23 protein-coding genes are annotated in these 19,006 nt (G+C 73.6%); 14 read left to right on the top strand and 9 right to left on the bottom strand.

The genetic code is table 11. The annotated features are described in order from the left end of the window. Together ACIG47_RS13905 and ACIG47_RS13900 are read left to right on the top strand one after the other, a co-directional pair. Complete coding sequence (locus ACIG47_RS13905; protein WP_397414131.1) at positions 1 to 417, top strand: zf-TFIIB domain-containing protein; 417 nt, start codon at positions 1 to 3, stop codon at positions 415 to 417. A gap of 60 nt (positions 418 to 477) precedes the next feature. Next, positions 478 to 1,230, top strand: a complete 753-nt coding sequence (locus tag ACIG47_RS13900; RefSeq protein ID WP_397431448.1) for a response regulator — start codon at positions 478 to 480, stop codon at positions 1,228 to 1,230. Here ACIG47_RS13900 and ACIG47_RS13895 read toward each other — a convergent pair. Continuing rightward, entirely contained in the window at positions 1,227 to 2,150 is a 924-nt protein-coding gene (locus ACIG47_RS13895; RefSeq protein WP_397431447.1) for a DMT family transporter, read from the bottom strand. The two genes, ACIG47_RS13900 and ACIG47_RS13895, sit on opposite strands and share 4 nt — an antisense overlap. Positions 2,151 to 2,197: 47 nt before the next feature. Between ACIG47_RS13895 and ACIG47_RS13890 the strand changes: the two genes are divergently transcribed. Next, complete coding sequence (locus tag ACIG47_RS13890; protein WP_397431446.1) at positions 2,198 to 3,733, top strand: PLP-dependent aminotransferase family protein; 1,536 nt, start codon at positions 2,198 to 2,200, stop codon at positions 3,731 to 3,733. A gap of 189 nt (positions 3,734 to 3,922) precedes the next feature. Here the strand turns inward: ACIG47_RS13890 and ACIG47_RS13885 are convergent, their stop codons facing one another. Further along, positions 3,923 to 4,249 (bottom strand): hypothetical protein, encoded by a 327-nt coding sequence (locus ACIG47_RS13885; RefSeq protein ID WP_397414119.1) that lies wholly within the window; start codon positions 4,247 to 4,249, stop codon positions 3,923 to 3,925. Positions 4,250 to 4,565: 316 nt separating this feature from the next. Between ACIG47_RS13885 and ACIG47_RS13880 the strand changes: the two genes are divergently transcribed. After that, on the top strand, positions 4,566 to 5,528 hold the full coding sequence (locus tag ACIG47_RS13880) for a hypothetical protein (protein ID WP_397431444.1): 963 nt from the start codon (positions 4,566 to 4,568) through the stop codon (positions 5,526 to 5,528). A 5-nt stretch (positions 5,529 to 5,533) separates the two neighbouring features. Here the strand turns inward: ACIG47_RS13880 and ACIG47_RS13875 are convergent, their stop codons facing one another. Continuing rightward, a complete protein-coding gene (locus ACIG47_RS13875; protein ID WP_397431443.1) occupies positions 5,534 to 5,989 on the bottom strand; it encodes a SufE family protein in 456 nt (151 codons plus the stop codon). Between the two features lie 65 nt (positions 5,990 to 6,054). Between ACIG47_RS13875 and ACIG47_RS13870 the strand changes: the two genes are divergently transcribed. Next, positions 6,055 to 6,354 (top strand): DUF3175 domain-containing protein, encoded by a 300-nt coding sequence (locus tag ACIG47_RS13870; RefSeq protein ID WP_397431442.1) that lies wholly within the window; start codon positions 6,055 to 6,057, stop codon positions 6,352 to 6,354. Between the two features lie 21 nt (positions 6,355 to 6,375). On the opposite strand, the gene ACIG47_RS13865 is transcribed toward ACIG47_RS13870, so the two are convergent. Together ACIG47_RS13865 and ACIG47_RS13860 are read right to left on the bottom strand one after the other, a co-directional pair. Beyond that, the gene (locus ACIG47_RS13865) at positions 6,376 to 7,269 is read right to left on the bottom strand and encodes a sulfurtransferase (protein WP_397431440.1); all 894 of its coding nucleotides are present in this window, start codon (positions 7,267 to 7,269) and stop codon (positions 6,376 to 6,378) included. Between the two features lie 99 nt (positions 7,270 to 7,368). Further along, positions 7,369 to 8,640 (bottom strand): transcriptional regulator, encoded by a 1,272-nt coding sequence (locus tag ACIG47_RS13860; RefSeq protein ID WP_397431439.1) that lies wholly within the window; start codon positions 8,638 to 8,640, stop codon positions 7,369 to 7,371. A gap of 288 nt (positions 8,641 to 8,928) precedes the next feature. Here ACIG47_RS13860 and ACIG47_RS13855 point away from each other — a divergent pair, with 288 nt between their 5' ends. Continuing rightward, positions 8,929 to 9,579 (top strand): hypothetical protein, encoded by a 651-nt coding sequence (locus ACIG47_RS13855; protein WP_397431437.1) that lies wholly within the window; start codon positions 8,929 to 8,931, stop codon positions 9,577 to 9,579. Positions 9,580 to 9,714: 135 nt separating this feature from the next. On the opposite strand, the gene ACIG47_RS13850 is transcribed toward ACIG47_RS13855, so the two are convergent. Beyond that, positions 9,715 to 11,358 (bottom strand): von Willebrand factor type A domain-containing protein, encoded by a 1,644-nt coding sequence (locus ACIG47_RS13850; RefSeq protein ID WP_397431436.1) that lies wholly within the window; start codon positions 11,356 to 11,358, stop codon positions 9,715 to 9,717. A 238-nt stretch (positions 11,359 to 11,596) separates the two neighbouring features. Between ACIG47_RS13850 and ACIG47_RS13845 the strand changes: the two genes are divergently transcribed. The 5 genes from ACIG47_RS13845 to ACIG47_RS13825 all read left to right on the top strand — a co-directional run bounded on the left by ACIG47_RS13845 (position 11,597) and on the right by ACIG47_RS13825 (position 16,016). Beyond that, a complete protein-coding gene (locus tag ACIG47_RS13845) occupies positions 11,597 to 13,120 on the top strand; it encodes an aldehyde dehydrogenase family protein (RefSeq protein ID WP_397414101.1) in 1,524 nt (507 codons plus the stop codon). 74 nt (positions 13,121 to 13,194) lie between these two features. Next, entirely contained in the window at positions 13,195 to 13,617 is a 423-nt protein-coding gene (locus ACIG47_RS13840) for a DUF779 domain-containing protein (protein ID WP_397431434.1), read from the top strand. Positions 13,618 to 13,665: 48 nt separating this feature from the next. Then, positions 13,666 to 14,451: a MerR family transcriptional regulator gene (locus ACIG47_RS13835; protein ID WP_397431432.1), complete on the top strand. Its 786-nt coding sequence runs from the start codon at positions 13,666 to 13,668 to the stop codon at positions 14,449 to 14,451. A 51-nt stretch (positions 14,452 to 14,502) separates the two neighbouring features. Beyond that, positions 14,503 to 15,387 carry a PfkB family carbohydrate kinase gene (locus tag ACIG47_RS13830; protein WP_397431431.1) on the top strand — a complete coding sequence of 295 codons (885 nt, stop codon included), beginning with the start codon at positions 14,503 to 14,505 and terminating at the stop codon, positions 15,385 to 15,387. Further along, positions 15,378 to 16,016, top strand: coding sequence for a nucleoside/nucleotide kinase family protein (locus tag ACIG47_RS13825; RefSeq protein ID WP_397431429.1), 639 nt, complete (start codon positions 15,378 to 15,380; stop codon positions 16,014 to 16,016). Before ACIG47_RS13830 ends, ACIG47_RS13825 begins: the two co-directional genes overlap by 10 nt. Before the next feature lie 80 nt (positions 16,017 to 16,096). Here ACIG47_RS13825 and ACIG47_RS13820 read toward each other — a convergent pair whose 3' ends face one another. Beyond that, a complete protein-coding gene (locus ACIG47_RS13820) occupies positions 16,097 to 16,531 on the bottom strand; it encodes an Rv3235 family protein (RefSeq protein ID WP_397431427.1) in 435 nt (144 codons plus the stop codon). 19 nt (positions 16,532 to 16,550) lie between these two features. Here ACIG47_RS13820 and ACIG47_RS13815 point away from each other — a divergent pair, with 19 nt between their 5' ends. After that, entirely contained in the window at positions 16,551 to 16,925 is a 375-nt protein-coding gene (locus tag ACIG47_RS13815; protein WP_397431425.1) for a hypothetical protein, read from the top strand. Positions 16,926 to 17,014: 89 nt separating this feature from the next. Here the strand turns inward: ACIG47_RS13815 and ACIG47_RS13810 are convergent, their stop codons facing one another. Further along, a complete protein-coding gene (locus ACIG47_RS13810) occupies positions 17,015 to 17,968 on the bottom strand; it encodes a LysM peptidoglycan-binding domain-containing protein (RefSeq protein ID WP_397431423.1) in 954 nt (317 codons plus the stop codon). On the opposite strand from ACIG47_RS13810, the gene ACIG47_RS13805 reads away from it, so the two are divergent. Together ACIG47_RS13805 and ACIG47_RS13800 are read left to right on the top strand one after the other, a co-directional pair. After that, a complete protein-coding gene (locus ACIG47_RS13805; RefSeq protein WP_397431421.1) occupies positions 17,955 to 18,125 on the top strand; it encodes a hypothetical protein in 171 nt (56 codons plus the stop codon). The two genes, ACIG47_RS13810 and ACIG47_RS13805, sit on opposite strands and share 14 nt — an antisense overlap. Then, positions 18,122 to 18,676 (top strand): hypothetical protein, encoded by a 555-nt coding sequence (locus ACIG47_RS13800; protein WP_397431419.1) that lies wholly within the window; start codon positions 18,122 to 18,124, stop codon positions 18,674 to 18,676. The genes ACIG47_RS13805 and ACIG47_RS13800 overlap by 4 nt, the downstream gene beginning before the upstream one ends. A gap of 85 nt (positions 18,677 to 18,761) precedes the next feature. Here ACIG47_RS13800 and ACIG47_RS13795 read toward each other — a convergent pair whose 3' ends face one another. Next, a complete protein-coding gene (locus ACIG47_RS13795) occupies positions 18,762 to 18,980 on the bottom strand; it encodes an AlpA family transcriptional regulator (protein ID WP_116673897.1) in 219 nt (72 codons plus the stop codon). Positions 18,981 to 19,006: the final 26 nt, after the last annotated feature.

Here is a 19,006-nt window from a genome sequence, read left to right as displayed (position 1 = left end):
ATGCTGTGCCCCATCGACCAGACCACGCTCGTCATGTCCGAGCGCAAGGGGATCGAGATCGACTACTGCCCCACGTGTCGTGGCGTGTGGCTCGACCGCGGTGAGCTCGACAAGGTCATCGACCGCTCGGTGGAGACCGAGATCGCGGCCGAGAACCGGCCGTCGGCCCCGTCGGCCCCCGCGGCTCCGCCCGCGCCCAACCCCGTCCAGGTGGGCCCGTCGTACGGTTCGCCGCAGCCCGCCTACGACCCGCGGTACGACGACCGGCGCCGCGACGACGACCGTCGTTACGACCGGGACGGCCGCTACGACCGCGACCGCCGGTACGACGACGACCGTCGTTACGACTCGTACGGGGACCGTCGCTACAAGAAGAAGCGCAAGGAGTCCTTCTTGGAGGACCTCTTCGACTTCTGACGTGCCCTGGCGCCCGGACGCCGGACGCGTGGCGCTGCGCCACGTGGTGAGATGGGTGCTGTGAACAGCGAGCCGGGTGACGAGGGCACGCGCCCGCCGTCCGGCAACCGGGTGCTTGTCGTGGACGACGACGTGGCGCTGGTGCGCGCCCTGGCCATCAACCTGCGGGCGCACGGCTGGGACGTGACCACCGCGCCGACGGGCGCGGCCGCGCTGGACGCGGTGGCCTCGGCCCGGCCGGAGGTCGTGCTGCTGGACCTCGGCCTGCCGGACATGCCGGGCCTCGAGGTGATCGCGGGCATCCGTGGCTGGACCCGGGTGCCGATCGTGGTGCTGTCGGCCCGGCAGCTCGGTGACGACAAGGTCGACGCCCTGGACGCGGGTGCCGACGACTACGTGACCAAGCCGTTCGTCATGAACGAGCTGCTGGCGCGGTTGCGGGCGGCGGTGCGCCGGGCGGCCCCGGCGCAGGCGGAGGAACCGGTGGTCGTGGCGGGTGAGCTGCGGATCGACCTGGCGCGGCGGCAGGTGTTCCGGGCCGGGGCGGAGGTACGCCTGAGCCCTACCGAGTGGGCGCTCCTGGAGGTCCTCGTGCGCAACCGGGGCCGGCTCGTGGACCGCAAGCTGCTGCTGCACGAGGTCTGGGGTCCCGCCTACTCGACCGAGACCAACTACCTGCGGGTCTACACGGCGCAGCTGAGGCGCAAGCTGGAGCGCGACCCGTCGCACCCGCAGCACATCCTCACCCACCCGGGGGCGGGGTACCGGTTCGAGGTCGAGCCGGCGGGGCCGGGACCCGCGCCCGGGAGCTAGGGCGCCGCGGACGGCGCGCGCAACCCCAGCAGGACACCGGCACCCACGACCGCGACGCCCAGCCACACCACCGGGCCCGGCACGGGCGCACCGAGCAGGACGCCGCCCACGGCGGACGCCACCGGGACCACGCCGGTGAACAGCCCGGCCCGTCCGGGACCGATCCGGCCGACGGCCGTGTACCAGAGCAGGAACGCCACCACCGTGACGCCCAGCGCGAGGTGGAGCACGGCGGAGACCTGCCCGGACCGCAGCGTCAGGACCGCGCCGGGCCCCTCGGTCACGAGGCTGAGGCCCCACAGCGCGAGGGCGGCGATCCAGACCGTGTGCAGCGACACCCCGTGCGGCCCGAGCCGGTGCAGCACCGGCACCGCGAGCAGGGTGAACCCGGCCTCGCAGAGCAGCGTGAGCAGGGCGTAGCCGAGGCCCGCCGGGTCGGCGCGCCCGCCCCCGGTGACCAGCACGGCGCCCAGGGTGACCACGACCGCGCCGGCCACCACCACGGGGGCGGGCCGGGCCCCGCCGAGGAGCGGTCCCACGAGCGCGAGCAGCACCGGCACGGCGGCGACCGCCACACCGATCACCGCCGGCTCGGCGTGCGCGACGCCGCGCACCACGCCCACGTTGAACAGCACCAGCCCGCTCAGCGCGACCGCGGCGAGCCAGGCCCACTCCCGGCCGCGCGGCACGGGGACGGTGCGACCGGTGGCCCGCAGGAGCAGCACCAGGACCACGGCGGCGAGCGTGTACCGCAGGGCCTGCACGGCGAACAGCGGGGCGTCGGCGAGCACCCCCGACACGGCCACCTGGCTGCCGACGAGGGTCATGCCGAGCCCGGCGAACACGGGGCCGGACCAGGGTGCGGACGGGCGGGCCGCCGGGGCGTCGCCCGGCGCCGGCGGGTGGATGGAGGTCGTCATGACGGTGAGCGTGCTCCAGACTTGGTCCGTCTGACAGTGCCAAGTTCGTGGCGAACAAGGAGACCAAGATGGCGGGCGCCGACTTTCTCCAGCTCGATCCGGCCCGCGCCCGGCCGCGCGGCCTGGCCACATGGCTCGCCGAGCAGGTGCGGGACGCCGTGTGCGACGGTCGCCTCGCCCCGGGCGACCGGCTGCCCGCGACCAGGGTCCTCGCGGACCAGCTCGGGTGCTCACGGGGCGTGGTGGTGGACGCGTACCGGCGCCTGACGGACGAGGGGCTGCTGACGGGGCGGCACGGCGGCGGCACGACGGTGCGCACCGAGGTCGTGGCTGCGCCGGGCGGGCGTGACGCCGTCGGGCCGCGGCCCGAGCCTGGGTCCGTTCCTGGGCCGCTGCCCGGGCCCGGCTCGCCGCACGTGTCGCCGGGGGCTGCCGACGGGCTCCCCGGCCCGGACGCCGCCGGTGCGCCGGCCGGCCCGGACCTGATCGACCTGTCGCCCGGTCTGCCGGATCTCGCGGCGTTCCCCCGCGCCGCCTGGGCGCGCGCCGAACGGGCGGCGCTGAGCGGCCTCGCGTCGAGCGGGCTCGGCTACGGCGACCCGCGCGGGCTGCCCGCGCTGCGCGAGGCCGTGGCCGGATGGCTCGCCCGCACGCGGGGCCTGCGTGCCCGCCCCGACGAGGTCCTCGTCGTCAACGGGGTGTCCCAGGGCCTCGTGCTGCTCGCCCGGGTGCTCGGCGCGCGAGGGACGCACCGCATCGGCTTCGAGGACCCGGGCTCGTACGGTGCACGTGAGCACCTGCGGCGGTGGGGTCTGGACCCGGTCCCGGTCCCGGTGGACCAGGACGGGCTCGACGTGGCCGCGCTCGGCCGCACCGCCGTGGACGCGGTGCTGGTCACTCCCGCGCACCAGTTCCCCACGGGCGTCGTGCTCGCCCCCGGCCGCCGACGGGAGCTCGTGGCATGGGCGCGCGCGGCCCCGCAGGGTCCGGACGGCATGCCCGGCCGCCTCGTCGTCGAGGACGACTACGACGCCGAGCACCGCTACGACCGGCCACCCGTCCCCGCCCTGCGCGCCCTCGCGCCGGACCACGTGGTGCACCTCGGCAGCGTGTCCAAGACCCTGGCACCCGCGATCCGCCTGGGCTGGCTGCTCGCACCCGCCGCGCTCCGGACGGAGCTGATCGAGGCCCGGTACTGGACCGACCTCGGCAGTCCCGCGCTGCCGCAGCTCGCGCTGGCGCACTTCATCACCTCCGGCGGGTTCGAGCGGCACCTGCGTCAGGTCCGGCGCCGCCATCGCGCCCGCCGGGACGCGCTGCTGGCGGCGCTGACGACGCACCTGCCCGGCGGCACCGCCCACGGCGTGGCCGCCGGCCTGCACCTCCTGGTGACGCTGCCCGGCCTCGACGACGTCGACGTGGCGCGCCGGGCCCGGGCGGACGGGGTGCTGGTGCAGCCGTTGTCGGCGCACCGGAGGGGTGCCGGGCCGCCCGGCCTGGTGATCGGGTATGCCGCGAACACCCCGGACCGGCTGCACGAGGCGGTGCGGCGGATAGCCCGCTGCGTCGGTGTTCTGCCCTGATCCGGGTCAGCGGGAAGTCCCTGGCCGAATGCCTTTTCCGGACAGCAGTGAGGCCCTTTCCCGGGTATCCGGGAAAGGGCCTCACCGGGAGCCCTTTGTCACCAGCCCCACCGTTCACGAACGGCTGGTGGAAAAGGGGTTCGGTAACCGGCCGTGCTGGCGACGTCCGGCAGGTCGAAAGGGTTGTCCTCAGACCCCGGGAAGGGGGACGGGGACGGGGAGACCACCGAGGAGCGAGCTCAGCAGGTTGCCGAGGGCGCTGAGCAGGCCGTCCAGCAGACCGGTGGTCGGCAGCGGGACAGGCAGCTCCGGCACGGGGAGGTCCGGCACGGGAACGTCGGGGACCGGGGCGTCGATCGGGACGTCCGGCACGGGGTCCGCGACGACGTCGGGCGCCGGCTCCGCCTCCACGCTGATCGTGTGGGCCGCGGGGACGTCCCCGTCGGTCACCACCGCGGCACTCGCACCTGCTGTGGCTGCGCAGACCAGGCCGGCGGAGACCGCCACGGTTGCCACAGCGCGACTGATTGCACGGAATCCTCGGATCATTGTGTTTCCCCTCGAATAGCTCCGTTGAAACAGGTGGTGGAGCACACGTGTGTGTTCACCACGAAGAAGAGTCGGGTGCTCTTTTCACCCTGTCAATCCGTGCTGTGCGGGCGGTGCGGGGAAGGAAACAAGACATTCCAGGACCGAACTCTGCGGCAGAGCGCCAGGAATACCCGTAACCCAGACATCACAGCCGTGATATCCCGCATTTTCTGGACGGGCGTCCACTTCGCGCGCCGATTTCTCCTCGCCAGGGCGCCGCGGCGGCGGGCAGGATCACCGCATGACCCGTGTCCGACCGACCTGGCCCGAGCTGCCCGCCCCGGTGCGTGACGCCGTCGTCGCCGAGCTGGGCGGCCCCGTCACCGGCTGGACGTCGCACGACGGCGGCTACTCGCCCGGCTGGGCACTCACCCTCGAGGCGGCCGGCGAGCGCGCGTTCGTCAAGGTCGCCTCGACCGGCTACGACGTCGCCGCCCGGCTGCACCGTCGCGAGGCGCAGCGCGCGGCGGCCCTGCCCGCGGGCGTGCCCGCCCCGGCCTTCCGCTGGGCCAGGGAGGTGCCCCTGCCCGGGTCGGACGAACCCGGGTGGGTGGTGGTCGCCTCCGACGCCGTGGACGGCCGTGTGCCGCGCACCGAGCCCTGGGACCTGGCCGACCTCGACCGGCTGCAGCACCTGGCCCGCCGCATCGCCGAGCACGAGGTGCCGGTCGGCGGCGCGTTCCCCGACCTGGTCGACCAGGTCTGGCCCGAGGCCTCGCTCCTGGCCGACGAACGGCCGGCCGGCCTGGCGACCTACGACCCCTGGCTGGGCCGGAACCTCGACCGCGTCGCCGAGACCGCGGCGCCGGCACGGCAGCGCGCCGCGCTTACCGGGCCGCACCTGGTGCACAAGGACCTGCGTGCGGACAACGCGCTCGTGGTCCGCCGGGCGGACGGGGCCGAGGAGGCGGTGGCCGTCGACTGGCCGCACGCCGTGCGGGGCGCGGGCTTCGTGGACCAGACCGCGATGCTGCCGGCGGTGCACGCCACGGGCGGGCCCGCACCGCAGGAGGTGCTGGACCGCACGCCGCTGGCCCCGGGCACGGACCCCGAGGCGGTCACGGTGTGGGTCGCCGTGCTGACCGCCTACTTCGTGCACCACTCCCTGCTCGACCCGCCGCCCGGCATACCGCACCTGCGCGCGTTCCAGCGCATCCAGGCCGAGGCGTGCGTGCCCTGGCTGCGGGCGCGGCTGGGCGGGTAGCGCCGTCAGGCGTGCGCGGTGCCGACCTGCTCCCGGACCTGGCGCTTGGCTCGGGCGAGCATGCCCGCCATGCCGTTCAGCCGCAGCAGGCTGACCACCTTCGTCAGGCCGAGCTGGAGCGGGTAGTCGTCGGGCACGTCCAGCACCTGCTGCGCCGTGAGCCCGGTCAGCCCCTGCGCGAGGATGGACGCGAAGCCGCGCGTGGTGGGCGCCTCCTCCGGGGCGGTCGCGTGGAAGGCGACCACCCCGGCGTCGTCCACCTCGGCGACGGCGTAGACGGGGGACTGGCACTCCTGGACCCGTTCGAGCTGTTCGGGCGCGTCCGCGTAGCGCGCAGGCAGGGGCGGGAGCTCGCGCGACACCTCCAGCAGGAGCTGGAGGCGATCCCGCTCGGGCGTCTCCAGGAAGGCGTCCCGCAGCTCGGCGAGGGCCTCGGGCAGGTCCGCGTGGTCGGTGCTCATCCGTTCATCCTTTCACCGTCGCGGCGGCCCGGGCGAGTGGCCGGACGGCGTCGTAGCGTGGCCCTATGGCCGAGAACAAGGGGCCGGACGGCGGCCCCGACCGCTGGTCCCAGCGCGTCACCGAGGGCAGTGACGCCCTGGACCTGGAGGAGGGCGTGTTCACCTGGCACGATCCCGCGCGGATCGCCCGGTCCCTCAAGAAGTCCGCGGAGGCGAGCGGCCGGCGCAAGAGCTCCCCGTACCGCTCCGCGATGTCGATGCTGACGTTCTACGTCAACCGCGCGGGCAAGGAGCTGGACGCCGACCAGCGCGACGTGCTCGAACGCGCCAAGGACGAGCTGCGCAAGGCCTTCGGCCGAGGCTGAGCCGCCGCCTGTGCGGAGCCGTCAGACCGTACCGGGCTCGGCGCCGGTCGCGACCGGGACGCGCACGGCGTTGCCCCACTCCGTCCAGGAGCCGTCGTAGTTGCGCACGCCTCTGTAGCCGAGCAGGTACGTCAGGGCGAACCAGGTGTGGCTGGATCGCTCGCCGATGCGGCAGTAGGTGATCACGGCGTCGTCCGGGCTCATGCCCAGGCCCTCCGTGTAGATCGCCTCCAGCTCCTCGCGGGTCTTGTAGGTGCCGTCCTCGGCCACCGCCGTCGCCCAGGGCACGTTGCGCGCCGTCGGGATGTGGCCGCCGCGCAGCACGCCCTCCTCGGGGTAGTCCGGGATGGCGATCCGCTCGCCCGTGTACTCCTGCGGGGAGCGGATGTCGACGAGCGGGCCGTTGCCCAGGTGCGCCAGCACGTCCTCGCGGAAGGCGCGGACCGTGGTGTCGTCGCGCTCGACCGTGGGGTACTCGACCGGTGCGGGGGCGGGGACGTCGGTGGTGAGCTCGCGGCCCTCCGCGCTCCACAGGCCGCGGCCGCCGTCGAGCAGGCGCACGTCCTGGTGCCCGAACAGGGTGAACACCCACGCCGTGTAGGCGGCCCACCAGTTGTTCTTGTCGCCGTACAGCACGATCGTCGTGTCGCGCGTGATGCCCTTGCCGCCCATCAGCGCGGCGAACGCGGCGCCGTCCAGGTAGTCGCGGACCTGCGGGTGCTGCAGCTCGGTGTGCCAGTCCACCTTCACCGCGCCGGGGATGTGCCCGGTCTCGTAGAGCAGCACGTCCTCGTCGGACTCCACGACGACGATCCCGGGATCCTTGAGGTGCTCGGCCAGCCACGCGGTGCTCACGAGGCGCTCCGGGTGGGCGTACCGCGAGAACTTCTCGGACGGGTCGACGGGCGTGGCCATGGTTCCTCCTCGGGGAGCGCGTGCGCTGACGACCAGGAGAACACGCGGCGGTCCCGAAACGATCCCGGATCGCCGGGGCCGGCCGGGATCGCCCGCGGGTCAGGTCAGCCGGCGCTCCAGCACGGCCAGGTGGGCCGCCGCCCGGGTGGCCTGCGGACCGCCGGGCTGGGCCAGCCGGGCCAGCCGGGTCCAGGCGGCGTGGTCGTCCGCACCCTCGGCGCGTGCGGTCCACCGCTCGACGGCGACGGCGTCGTCGCAGACGTGCACCGCCGCACGCACCTCCGCCTCCAGCTCCTCGCGCAGCCGCTCGACGCCGGGCGCCACCGACCGGCGCAGCAGCGGCTCCGGGTAGGCGGCCAGCGCGCCCCGCACGTCGCCGCGGCCCAGCCGTTCGCGTACCGCGTCCACGTCGGACAGGAGGGGGCGCGCGAGCCGGTACGGGCGTGAACCGGCGAGCAGCGGACCGTCCAGGGCGCCGTCGGCCACGCGGCGGAGCCGGGAGATCTCCGCCCGCACGGCCACGAGCGACAGGTCGCCCGGGTGCAGCAGCACGGCGAGCTCCTCGGCGCCCAGCCCCCGGGGGTGCTCCGCCAGCAGGAGCAGGATCTCCGCGTGGCGCAGCGAGATCCGCCGGCCGCGCAGCGCGGGCGGCCCGAGCAGCCGGAGGTCGGGCCCCCGGCCCGGACCGGCGGTCGGTCCGAGCGCCGTCGCCACCGTGGCGTCCCGCGGCCAGGCGGCGGCTCGCGCTGCGAGCTCGCGCTCGACCATGGCGACGGTGGCCCGCACGAGGGCGAGGGCGACGTGCGACCCGGCGACGCTGCCGCCGGTGAGGTCGACGGCGCCCACGATCCCGCCGGCCGGGTCGTGCACGGGCGCCGCGGTGCAGCTCAGTCGTTGCACGGGACGCGCGAAGTGCTCGGCGCCGAGCACCTGGACGGGGCGGCGTGTGGCCAGGGCGGTGCCCGGCGCGTTGGTGCCGACGGACTCCTCGCGCCACACGGCGCCCTCGACGAAGCCGACGTGGTCGACCGCGGCGCGGACCGGACCCCGGCCCTCCACCCAGAGCAGCCGGCCGGCGTCGTCCGAGACGGCCACCACGAGGTCGTCCCCCGTCGCACCGCCCACCATGTCCCGGACCAGGGGCATCGCGACGGCCAGGGGATGGTGGCTCCGGTAGTCCTCCAGGTCGTCCGACGCCGCGACCGCCACCGCGCTCGGGCTGTCCGGGTCGACACCGTTGCGCAGGCTCCGTCGCCACGAGGCCGCGACGACGGGGTCGATGCCGTCAGGCTCCTGCGAGCCGGCGGAACCGACGAAGTTCTCGTAGGCGGCGCGCACCCACTGCGCGTCGCGGTGCGGCACCTGCGCCATGCTGCCCCTGACCTGGTTCGGACGTCGTCGTCGAACCAGGCCAGTGTAGGCACCGGGCCAAGCCCCTCAACAGGTTGTGCCTGCCGATGGCCAAGCCGCCCGGCGCTCGGGAGCGTCGTCCACAGATCACGGACGTATTACGGATTCGCCGCGCGAGAGGAAGAAAGTAGTCCTAGCGTCATTCTCACCGGTTGTTGAACGGGCCTTGAGTCCGACAGATAGTTTTCATGGGAACTCTCTTTGGGGGAAGAGTTGAACACCATCGCTTTAGCTAGACCGGAATCCACGATGTCCGATGCTGACGAACCGGCCGGAGACAGTCCGAGCCACCTGCCCGCCTCGCCCGGCCCCACCGGGCTGCCCGCCCTGGCCGAGATCGACCCGGCCAACCTCCCGCCGCTCGACGCGTCGGAGCCCCCGCTCGCCGAGCTCGCCGGAGCTCGCGGGCGCCGCCGCTGGACGTACGGCGCCGCGATCGTCACCGGTGTCGCGGTGGCGATCACCCTCTGGGTCGGGTCGGTCCGCGCCGACGAGGCCAGCCGGCTGCTTGCCCTGACCGACAAGATCGAGCTGCAGGTCAGCGCCACGTCCGACCGTTCGCACGACCTGGCCGCCGTCATGGACATGGCCGAGCGGGTCTACGTGCACTCGGACGGTCGCGTCGCCGACCCGGCCACGCGCGACGTGCTCGCCCAGGCTCTCGCCGACGCCCGCGCCGCCGTCGCGCAGCGGGTGACCGACGCCCCGCCGTCGTCGGTGACGCAGGCTCGCACCCTGCTCGACCAGGCCACCCACATCGAGACGTCGCTCGACTGGGCCACCGAGGACCTGCGCGTCGCCATGGACATGGTGCAGCAGTCGCAGGGTGCCCAGCGCACCCTGGACTCCCGCGACCCGGTCGGCACCCGGACCATCCTCACCTCCCACGACGGCTCGTGACGACCGTTTCCGGCAAGGCCGGAAATTTCGGGTCGCACCCCTGGTGGTAAACAACTTTCTCGACATTCTTGCGGCCATTCTTTCTGGCGGTCATTGAATGTCTCTGCACCCATCGAGGAAAGAGCGGGTCCGGCGTCACCTCGGGTAGGCGTCGACCAGGCTCACGAACTCGGCCCGCAGTCCGTAGGGATCCTCGCCCAGGGCTCCGGCGGCACGCTCCCGGACCGCGTCGAGATCGGCCTCGCCCCGGTACTCCGACTCCGTGGCGATCAGGCCGAGCTCGGCCACGGCGGAGGCGAAGATGAAGTCGGCCGTCGGCGCCGTCGTGAACGCCTCGGCGCCGACGGGGAACTCGACCTCCGTGCTCCGCCCGCCGCCGGGCTGCTTGTACCGCACGTGCACGGTCATGAAGTCGTCACTGGTGCCGGCCTCCCGCTCCGAGTACTTCAGGTCGCCGTCCGACGCGCCGTCGCTGCCTGCCGGGACCAGCTCGTAGAAGGCGGTCACCGCGTGCCCGGCCCCGACGTCGCCCGCGTCCTTGGCGTCGTCGTCGAACTCCACGTCCGCCAGGCGCCGGTTGTCGTACCCGATCAGGCGGTACGAGCCGACCGTCGCCGGGTTGAGCTCCACCTGCAGCTTCAGGTCCTGCGCCACCACGAACATCGTCGAGTCGAACTCGTCGACCAGCACCTTGCGCGCCTCCGCGAGGGTGTCGACGTAGGCGTAGTTGCCGTTCCCGTGGTCGGCGATCGCCTCCATCGTGCTGTCCTTCAGGTTGCCCATGCCGAAGCCCAGCACGGACACGTACACGCCGGACTCGCGTTCCTGCTCGACCAGGTCCGTCAGCTCCTCCGGTGTGGACGGGCCCACGTTGAAGTCACCGTCCGTGGCCAGGACCACCCGGTTGTTGCCGCCCTCGACGAAGTTCTTCTCGGCCAGCTCGTAGGCCGTGGCCAGCCCGTCCGCGCCGCCGGTGGACCCGCCCGCACGCAGCGAGCGCAGATGGTCCACGAGCACGGCGTGCTCGGAACCCGGCACGGAGTCGGCGACCACCTGGTTGTCGCCCGCGTACGTCACGATCGACACCCGGTCGTCCTCGTCGAGCTGTTCCACCAGCAGCGCGAAGGACTCCGCCAGCAGCGGCAGCTTGTTCGGCTCGTCCATCGAGCCCGACACGTCCAGCAGGAAGACGATGTTGTTGCCCTCCGACGTCGGGACGGCCTCGGTGGCCTGCACGCCGACCATGGCGAGCTGGTGCCCGGGGTTCCACGGGGCGGCCGCGACCTCGGTGGTGACGGTGAACGGGTGCTCCGCGTCCGGGGCCGGGGCGGCGTAGTCGTAGTCGAAGTAGTTGACCAGCTCCTCGATCCGTACGCCCTCGGGCGTCACGCCCTGGTTCACCTGGCGGCGCAGGTTCGCGTACGACGCCGTGTCGACGTCGGCCGAGAACGTGGACAGGGGGCTGGTGGCGACATCCAGGAACGGTGACTCGGGGGAGTCGTCGTACTCCTCACGGCTCTCGGGCCCGACGAGCTCCGCGTCCGCGCCGGGGGCGACGGGCGCGGCCTCGCCGATCCCGGGTGCGGGGACCGTGAGGCTCGTGGTGTCGCCCGCCGTCGCCACCTCGTCGTTCTGGGCGGTGCAGCCGGCGAGCGCCAGGACGACGGTCAGCGCGGCGGACAGCGGCACGATCAGGGGAAGGGCGGGCTGCGGCCGGTGGCGCACGGGGAACGGGCCGCCGGCGTGCCGGGGTGCTGCGGGGTGCGGTGCGGGGTTCATCTGGTCCCTCTCCGGATTGGCGTCGTCGCGGACCGTGCCGGCCCGGCGATCTGTCCCTCTGTGGGTCCCTGTGTGCCGGATCCCGCCGGGCTTGCGCCGCGAGGTCACGGTCGGGTTGCAACGCTCCTGCAACGTGCGGCTGCCTAACGTCACCTCACTCGGGCGCGCCGGTGCGCCCGGGGGTGCCTCCGCCGTCGGACGACCGCGGCAGGCGCGTGAACCTGCGAGGAGGCAGACCATGACCGTGTACGCAGCCCCGGGGACCGAGGGAGCCGTCGCCACCTACCGGGCCCGGTACGACCACTGGATCGGCGGCGAGTACGTGCCCCCGGCGAACGGCCAGTACTTCGAGAACCCCAGCCCTGTGAACGGGCGCGTCTTCACCGAGGTGGCGCGCGGCGACGCGGACGACATCGACCGGGCCCTCGACGCCGCGCACGGCGCCGCACCGGCGTGGGGGCGCACCTCGGTCACGGAGCGCGCGATCGTCCTGAACAAGATCGCCGACCGCATGGAGGAGCACCTGGAGGAGCTGGCCGTCGCGGAGACGTGGGAGAACGGCAAGCCCGTCCGGGAGACGCTGGCCGCCGACATCCCGCTCGCCATCGACCACTTCCGCTACTTCGCGGGCGCCATCCGGGCCCAGGAGGGGTCGATCAGCGAGATCGACGGTGACACGATCGCCTACCACTTCCACGAGCCGCTGGGCGTGGTGGGGCAGATCATCCCCTGGAACTTCCCGATCCTGATGGCCGTGTGGAAGCTGGCACCGGCGCTCGCGGCGGGCAACGCGGTGGTGCTCAAGCCGGCCGAGCAGACGCCGACGTCGATCCTGTACCTCATGGAGCTCATCGCGGACCTGCTGCCGCCGGGCGTCGTCAACGTGGTGAACGGGTTCGGTGCGGAGGCGGGCAAGCCGCTGGCCAGCTCGTCCCGGATCCGCAAGATCGCGTTCACGGGCGAGACCACGACGGGCCGCCTGATCATGCAGTACGCGTCGCAGAACATCATCCCGGTGACGCTGGAGCTGGGCGGCAAGTCGCCGAACATCTTCTTCAGCGACGTCGCGGCGGCCCGGGACGACTTCTACGACAAGGCCCTGGAGGGCTTCACGATGTTCGCCCTCAACCAGGGCGAGGTGTGCACGTGCCCGTCGCGTGCACTCATCCAGAGCGACATCTACCGCGACTTCCTGGCCGACGCCGTCGCGCGCACCGAGGCGGTCGTGCAGGGCAACCCGCTGGACACCGACACGATGATCGGCGCGCAGGCCAGCAACGACCAGCTCGAGAAGATCCTGAGCTACTTCGACATCGGCCGGGCCGAGGGCGCGAAGGTGCTCACGGGCGGGCACCGGGCCGAGCTGGAGGGCGACCTCGCGGGCGGCTACTACGTGACGCCCACGATCTTCGAGGGCAAGAACGAGATGCGGGTCTTCCAGGAGGAGATCTTCGGCCCGGTGGTCGCGGTGACGGAGTTCGCGGACTTCGACGACGCGATCAAGATCGCCAACGACACCCTGTACGGGCTGGGTGCGGGCGTGTGGAGCCGGTCGGGGTCCGCCGCCTACCGGGCCGGCCGGGCCATCGAGGCCGGCCGGGTGTGGACGAACAACTACCACGCCTACCCGGCCGCGGCGGCGTTCGGCGGCTACAAGGGTTCGGGTGTGGGCCGCGAGAACCACAAGATGATGCTCGACCACTACCAGCAGACCAAGAACCTCCTGGTCAGCTACTCGCCGACCAAGCTGGGCTTCTTCTAGCCCACGGCCCGACGCGTCGGACGTACGGGTCGCCCCGGCGGCCTGTACGTCTGACACGGATGAGGGAGGTTCTTGTGTCCAGTGACGTCGACGGCGGTGCGCCGCCCGCGCGGGTGGGCGTGACCGAGGAGGCGGCCGCCCTGCTCGCGCGGCTGCGCACCCGGCACGGTGAGCTGATGTTCCACCAGTCCGGCGGGTGCTGCGACGGTTCGTCGCCCATGTGCTATCCCGACGGCGACTTCATCACGGGCGACGCCGACGTCCGCCTCGGCGACCTCGCGATCGCGCCGGGCCCGGACGACGGCGGTGCGGGGTTCACCGTGCCGGTCTGGATGAGCCGCAACCAGTTCGAGTACTGGAAGCACACCCATCTGACCATCGACGTGGTGCCCGGCCGTGGCGCCGGGTTCAGCCTGGAGGCACCTGAGGGCGTGCGGTTCCTCATCCGGTCGCGGCTGTTCACCGACGAGGAGTGGGAGCGCCTCCAGGACGTGTGAGAAAAGAGGCTTGAAGTTGACGCGGCGTCAACCTCTACCGTGGACGGCATGTACTGGTCCATCCAGGAGATAGCGCGGCTGACCGGCATCACGAGCCGCACGCTGCGGCACTACGACGCCGTCGGGCTGCTCCCCGCCGTCCGGACGACGGCGAGCGGCCCGCGCCGCTACGACCGCACCGCACTGGTGCGGCTGCAGCGGATCCTGCTGCTCCGGGACCTCGGTCTCGGCCTCGGCGACATCGCCGGGGTGCTCGACAGCGAACAGGACGAGGCGTCGGCACTGCGCCGGCACCTCGCCTCGCTGCGCGCGGAGCAGGAGCGGCTGACGCGGCAGATCGCGTCGGTCGAGCGCACGGTCGCCGCCCTGGAACAGGACCCCGACGCGAAGGAGGACATCATGGCGCAGGACATGCTCGACGGGTTCGACCACACCCGGTACGAACAGGAGGTGACCGAGCGCTGGGGCCGCGACGCCTACGAGACGGGCGACACGTGGTGGCGCGGGCTCGGCAAGGAGGGACAGGACGAGTTCAAGGCGCGGGTCGCGGCACTGAACCAGGCCTGGACCGAGGCCGGCGAGGCCGGGATCGACCCCGCCTCCGACCAGGCGCAGGAGCTCGCCGCACGGCACGCCGCCTGGCTCGTGTCCGTCCCCGGCACCCCTGGCCACGAGCAGGGTCGTCCCGACAAGGGCTACCTGCTGGGCCTGGGTGACATGTACGTGGCGGACGACCGGTTCGCCGCGAACTACGGGGGCACCGCGGGCGCCACGTTCGTGCGGGACACCCTCCGTGTCTACGCCGAGCGCGCCTACCCGGACGGCGAGAGCTGACCCTCGTGACCGCCGGTCAATGACACTCGGTTTCACAGGTAATCTCTCCACATGCTCGAAGCAGCCGCCGCAGCCCGCCAAAAACCGCATGTGACCTGCTGGTTTGCTGGCCTGACGACGCTCGATGTGATCCATCGGAGCACGGTCAGACCCGGGCCCAACCAGAAGATCACCGCCGTCCGGCAGGACGTGTCCGCCGGCGGCCCGGCGGCCAACGCGGCGGTGACCGCCGCGACGCTCGGGGCCCGGGCGCTGCTCATCAGCGCCATGGGCTCCGGGCCGGTGGGTGCCGCGGCACGCGGTGACCTCGAGCACCACGGCGTCGAGGTGCACGACACCGCCGAGGGCCGCGAGATCTCGCTCGCGGTCTCGGCGGTCATGGTCGACGACGAGACCGGTGACCGGTCGGTCGTCTCACCCGACGCGACGCTCGCCGGCGGGTTCGACGTCACGCCCGACGAGCTCGACACCCTGCCCCGGCCGGACGTCGTGCTGCTCGACGGTCACCACCCCGACCTGGCCCGCAGCGTGCTCGCCTACGCGCGGACCCTGGAACCCCGTCCGCTCGTCGTGCTCGACGCCGGCCGGTGGCGGCCCGTCTTCGCCGACCTCCTCGGAGCGGCCGACGTCACGGCACGCTCCGCCGACTTCCACGCCCCCGCGGACGTCGCACGGTCCCGGGCGTCCGTCGCCACGCACGGCCCGGCCCCCGTGACGTGGCGCGACAAGGACGGCCGCCGCGGGAGCACCGACGTGCCCGTCGTCGACGTCCGGGACACCCTCGGCGCCGGGGACGCGTTCCACGGCGCCCTCGTCGTGGCGCTCGCGCGCGGCGCCGGCCTGGAGGAAGCCGTCGAGGAGGCGGTGCGCGTGGCCTCCGTGCGCGTGCAGCACATCGGACCGCGCACCTGGCTGGAGAGCCTGCGGTGCGGCTGACGACCCGCGAGCTGGCGGACCGCGCGGCGGCGCTCGCTGCCGAGGCCTCCCGCACCGGCCGGGCACGCGTCCTGGGGATCACCGGCCCGCCCGGCGCGGGCAAGTCCACGCTGGCGGCCGCCCTGGCCGAAGCCCTCGGCGCGGGTACCGCCGTCGTGGTGGGCATGGACGGCTTCCACCTGTCCAACGCGGTCCTGGAGGCCCGCGGCAGCCGCGACCGCAAGGGCGCCGTCGACACGTTCGACGACGCCGGGTACGCCGCTCTGATCGACCGGATCGCCGGCCATGCCCTCGACGCCCCGCCGCTCTACGCCCCGGAGTTCCGCCGTGAGATCGAGGAGCCGGTGGCGGCGGGCACCGTGGTGGGCGCCGAGCCGCTGGTGATCACCGAGGGCAACTACCTGCTCGTCCCGGACGGTGCCTGGCCCGCCGCGCGCTCCCGGATGGCGGAGGTCTGGTACCTCGACCTGCCCGACGCCGAGCGGCTGCGCCGCCTCGTCGCCCGGCACCACGCCTTCGGCAAGCCCCTGCCCGACGCCGAGGCCTGGGCCGGCGGATCCGACCAGCGCAACGCGGAGCTCATCGCCACCACGCGGGGCGCGGCCGACCTGGTCGTCGAGTGGGTCTGACCAGCCGGTACGTCTGACCCGACGGCGGGCGTGGCCGGTGCGCCGCGCCGGGTGTGCCCCGGGCACGCCGCGCTGCGGGCTCAACCGATCTCCAGGACCGCCACGCGCCACACCCCGCGCCGCCCCTCCAGCCGCACGGCGGCCGCGCGTACGCGCCCCTCGTCGTGCAGAATCACCGTGGCCTCCGCCGAGGCGGCACCGAGCCGCACCATGCGCACCCGCCGGACGGTGGCCGCGTGCGCCCTGGGTCGCGGCGGACGCTGCTGGCGAGCCTCCCGCATGAGCCGCCCGCGCTCCAGGAGCTGGGTGTAGACCTCCGGCGTCACCCACCGCACGAGCTGTGCCGCCGGACGCTCGCCCCGGAGCACCTCGACGGCCGCGCGCACCACGCGGCACACCTGCGCCGTCGGGTCGGGCAGCTCGGGTTCTGGCTCCGGTGCCGGGCGTGCGGAGGTCACCGCCAGAGCCGCCACCGCGTCCCGCAGCTCGGGGTGCGGCGTGCCCCCGATCTGCATCCGCCGCAGGCGACTGCCGATGCCCGGCCCGGTGACCGGGCCGATCCGGGGTGTTGCCGGCCTGCGGGGCGGGGCCGGGACGGAGGTGGTGCGCAGGGTCGTGCTGCGGGGGGTCGTGCTGCGCGGGGTGTCGGTGCGCGGGGTGTCGGTGCGTGAGGTGTTGGTGCGTGGGGTGTTGGTGCGAGAGGTCGTGCTGCGTGGTGCCGTGCCGCTCGGACTCGTGCTGCGCGGTGCCGTGCCGCTCGGACTCGTGCTGCGTGGTGTCGTGCCGGCTGGGCTTGTGCCGGCAGGCCTCGTGCCGGCCGGGGGTGCGTCATCCGCCGTGGTGGCGCGTGGTGCCGGCGTCGGGGCCTCCGCGGCCTGCGGTGTCGCGGCCCCCGGCGGGGCGCCCTGAGGTACGTCGAGTGCGGTCATGGGTGAGCTCCTGGGGTCAGCGGGCAGTCGTGGTGGGGCGGGGCGGCAGGGTGGAGCCAGGGCTCCCGGTCATGGCACGCGCAGGACCGTCCCGGGGCGGATCAGGTCCGGGTCGGCACCGATCGTCTGCCGGTTGGCCTGGTGCCATCGCTGGACGGCCGCCGCGATCTCACCGGCGGTGGCTCCGGCGGTCGGGTCGGTGCCGGGGTCCCGGTCGGCCGCCGTCGCCTCGTCCGTGAGCCGGGCCGCCGCGATGGACCAGAGGGTGTCGCCCGGTTCGACCACGACCACCGGCCGCCGCTCGCCTCCGATGCCCAGGCCCCGGTCGACCAGCGAGGAGCGTTCGGGCACCGGGTGCGGGGATGCCGTGGGCGGCGTCGTGTGCGGTGATCCGCTCGCACGGCCGTGCGTCGCACCTCGCCGGGCGGGCTCCTGGTGCTCGGTCGCGCCGGATCGCGCCGCTGCCCCGTCGCCGGCTGTGGCACCGGTGGGCCGCCAGCCCAGATCGAGCACGACGGCGGGGCCACCGTCGGCCGCCGCCGACGCGAGTGCACCCCGTTCGGGCAGTGCCGTGGCGGTCGGTGCGGCGAGGGCGAGCCCGATCCCCGCCCCGACGGCGGCCCGGGCGAGGCGGCGCACGACCGCCGGTGCGTGCTCGGCCACCGCCCGCTCACCGGCGGCCCAGTGCACGCCCCGGCGGCAGGCGAGCACCCAGGCCAGTGCGACGAGCGTGTGCCCGCCGGCCCAGCCTGCCGCCACGGTGCCCGCTGCGACGGCCGCGAGCTCGACGATGCCCTCCACCGGGAAGAGTGCGCTACCGAGCCCGGTACCCACGTGCCAGGTGCGCACACCCAGCACACAGGCGGCTGCGACCAGCGACACGCCGAGGGCCAGGAGCCCGGCCGCCCCACGCCGGGCGATGCGTGCCGCCCCGCCGTGCCGGACGCGGCCGGTGCGCAGGGTCCGCCGGGTGCGCACGGTGCCCGGTGGCACCGGAGCCTGGCTGAGGATGCTGCTCGACATCGTTCCCCCTGTGATCGTCGTCCTCGAAGTCACCGAGCGTCATCAGCATCCGTTGATGGTGGTTGATGATGTCCGGTGCTCGATATTCAACATCCGTGGCGTCGGGGTGTCCACCGGAGAGCGAGATGGCTGTGGATGGCACAAGGTGGCCTCATGACGTCACTGGACCAGGCGGGTTCTGCTCGGTGGTCGGCACTGTTCGGGGACCTGGAGGCGCAGGCGCGCGCCCGGTCGGCGGCCGAGGCCGATGCGCTCGTTCCCGAGCTGACCCGCGCCGAGCACGCCACGATGACGGTCGCGGACCGGTTTCGGGCGGTGGTGGGCGGTGCGGTCACGGTGGAGCTGCTCGACGGCACCCCGCTGCGCGGTGTGGTGCGGGAGGTGGCGGACGAGTGGGTTCTGCTCCAGGGGGTGCGGCCCGAACCGACGGGGCAGCACCTGGTGCCGCTGGATGCGGTCGTGGGAGTGCTGGGACTGGCGCGGCAGGCGGCGTCGGCGACGTCCCGGCGCGATGCGCTCCGGCTGGGCCCCGCGCTCCGTACGCTTCAGCGCGACCGGGTGCGGGTCACGGTGCGCACGCTCGGTGGCACGGTGAGCGGTCGTGTCGCCCGCGTGGGGCGCGATCATCTGGACGTCGACCTGCTCGATGACCGCGGGGCGCGGCTGGTTCCGTTCTCGGCTCTGCTGGTCGTGAGCGAAGCGCCCTGACCTCGGTCGGAATGCCCGTTAACGGAGATCGGGACCGGTGTCACTCCTGTGGAGTGCTCCGGTCCCGACGGTGTGCTGCGGCAATTCAGGCATCGGTGGTCGCAGAGCCCTTGAGCCGTTCGCGGCTCTTTGCATACATCCGCTCGATGTACGCCTCGAGCTCTGCCGCCTCGACGCGCCAGACCTTCTTGGGGCCCACCTGGATGGCAGGAAGGTCGCCGGTCCGAACCAGGGCGTAACCCTGGGCCATCGAGATGTTCAGGGTCTCGACCACATCGGCCAGTGAGAGAAAGCGCTTTTCCATGGGAACAGTGTGGCACGAGACACCGA

The organism is Promicromonospora sp. NPDC052451 (assembly GCF_044547525.1).
In the GTDB taxonomy this organism is placed as follows: domain Bacteria; phylum Actinomycetota; class Actinomycetes; order Actinomycetales; family Cellulomonadaceae; genus Promicromonospora.
Note: the sequence above shows the minus strand (reverse complement) of the source record. Positions and strands in the feature narration are given on the sequence as shown.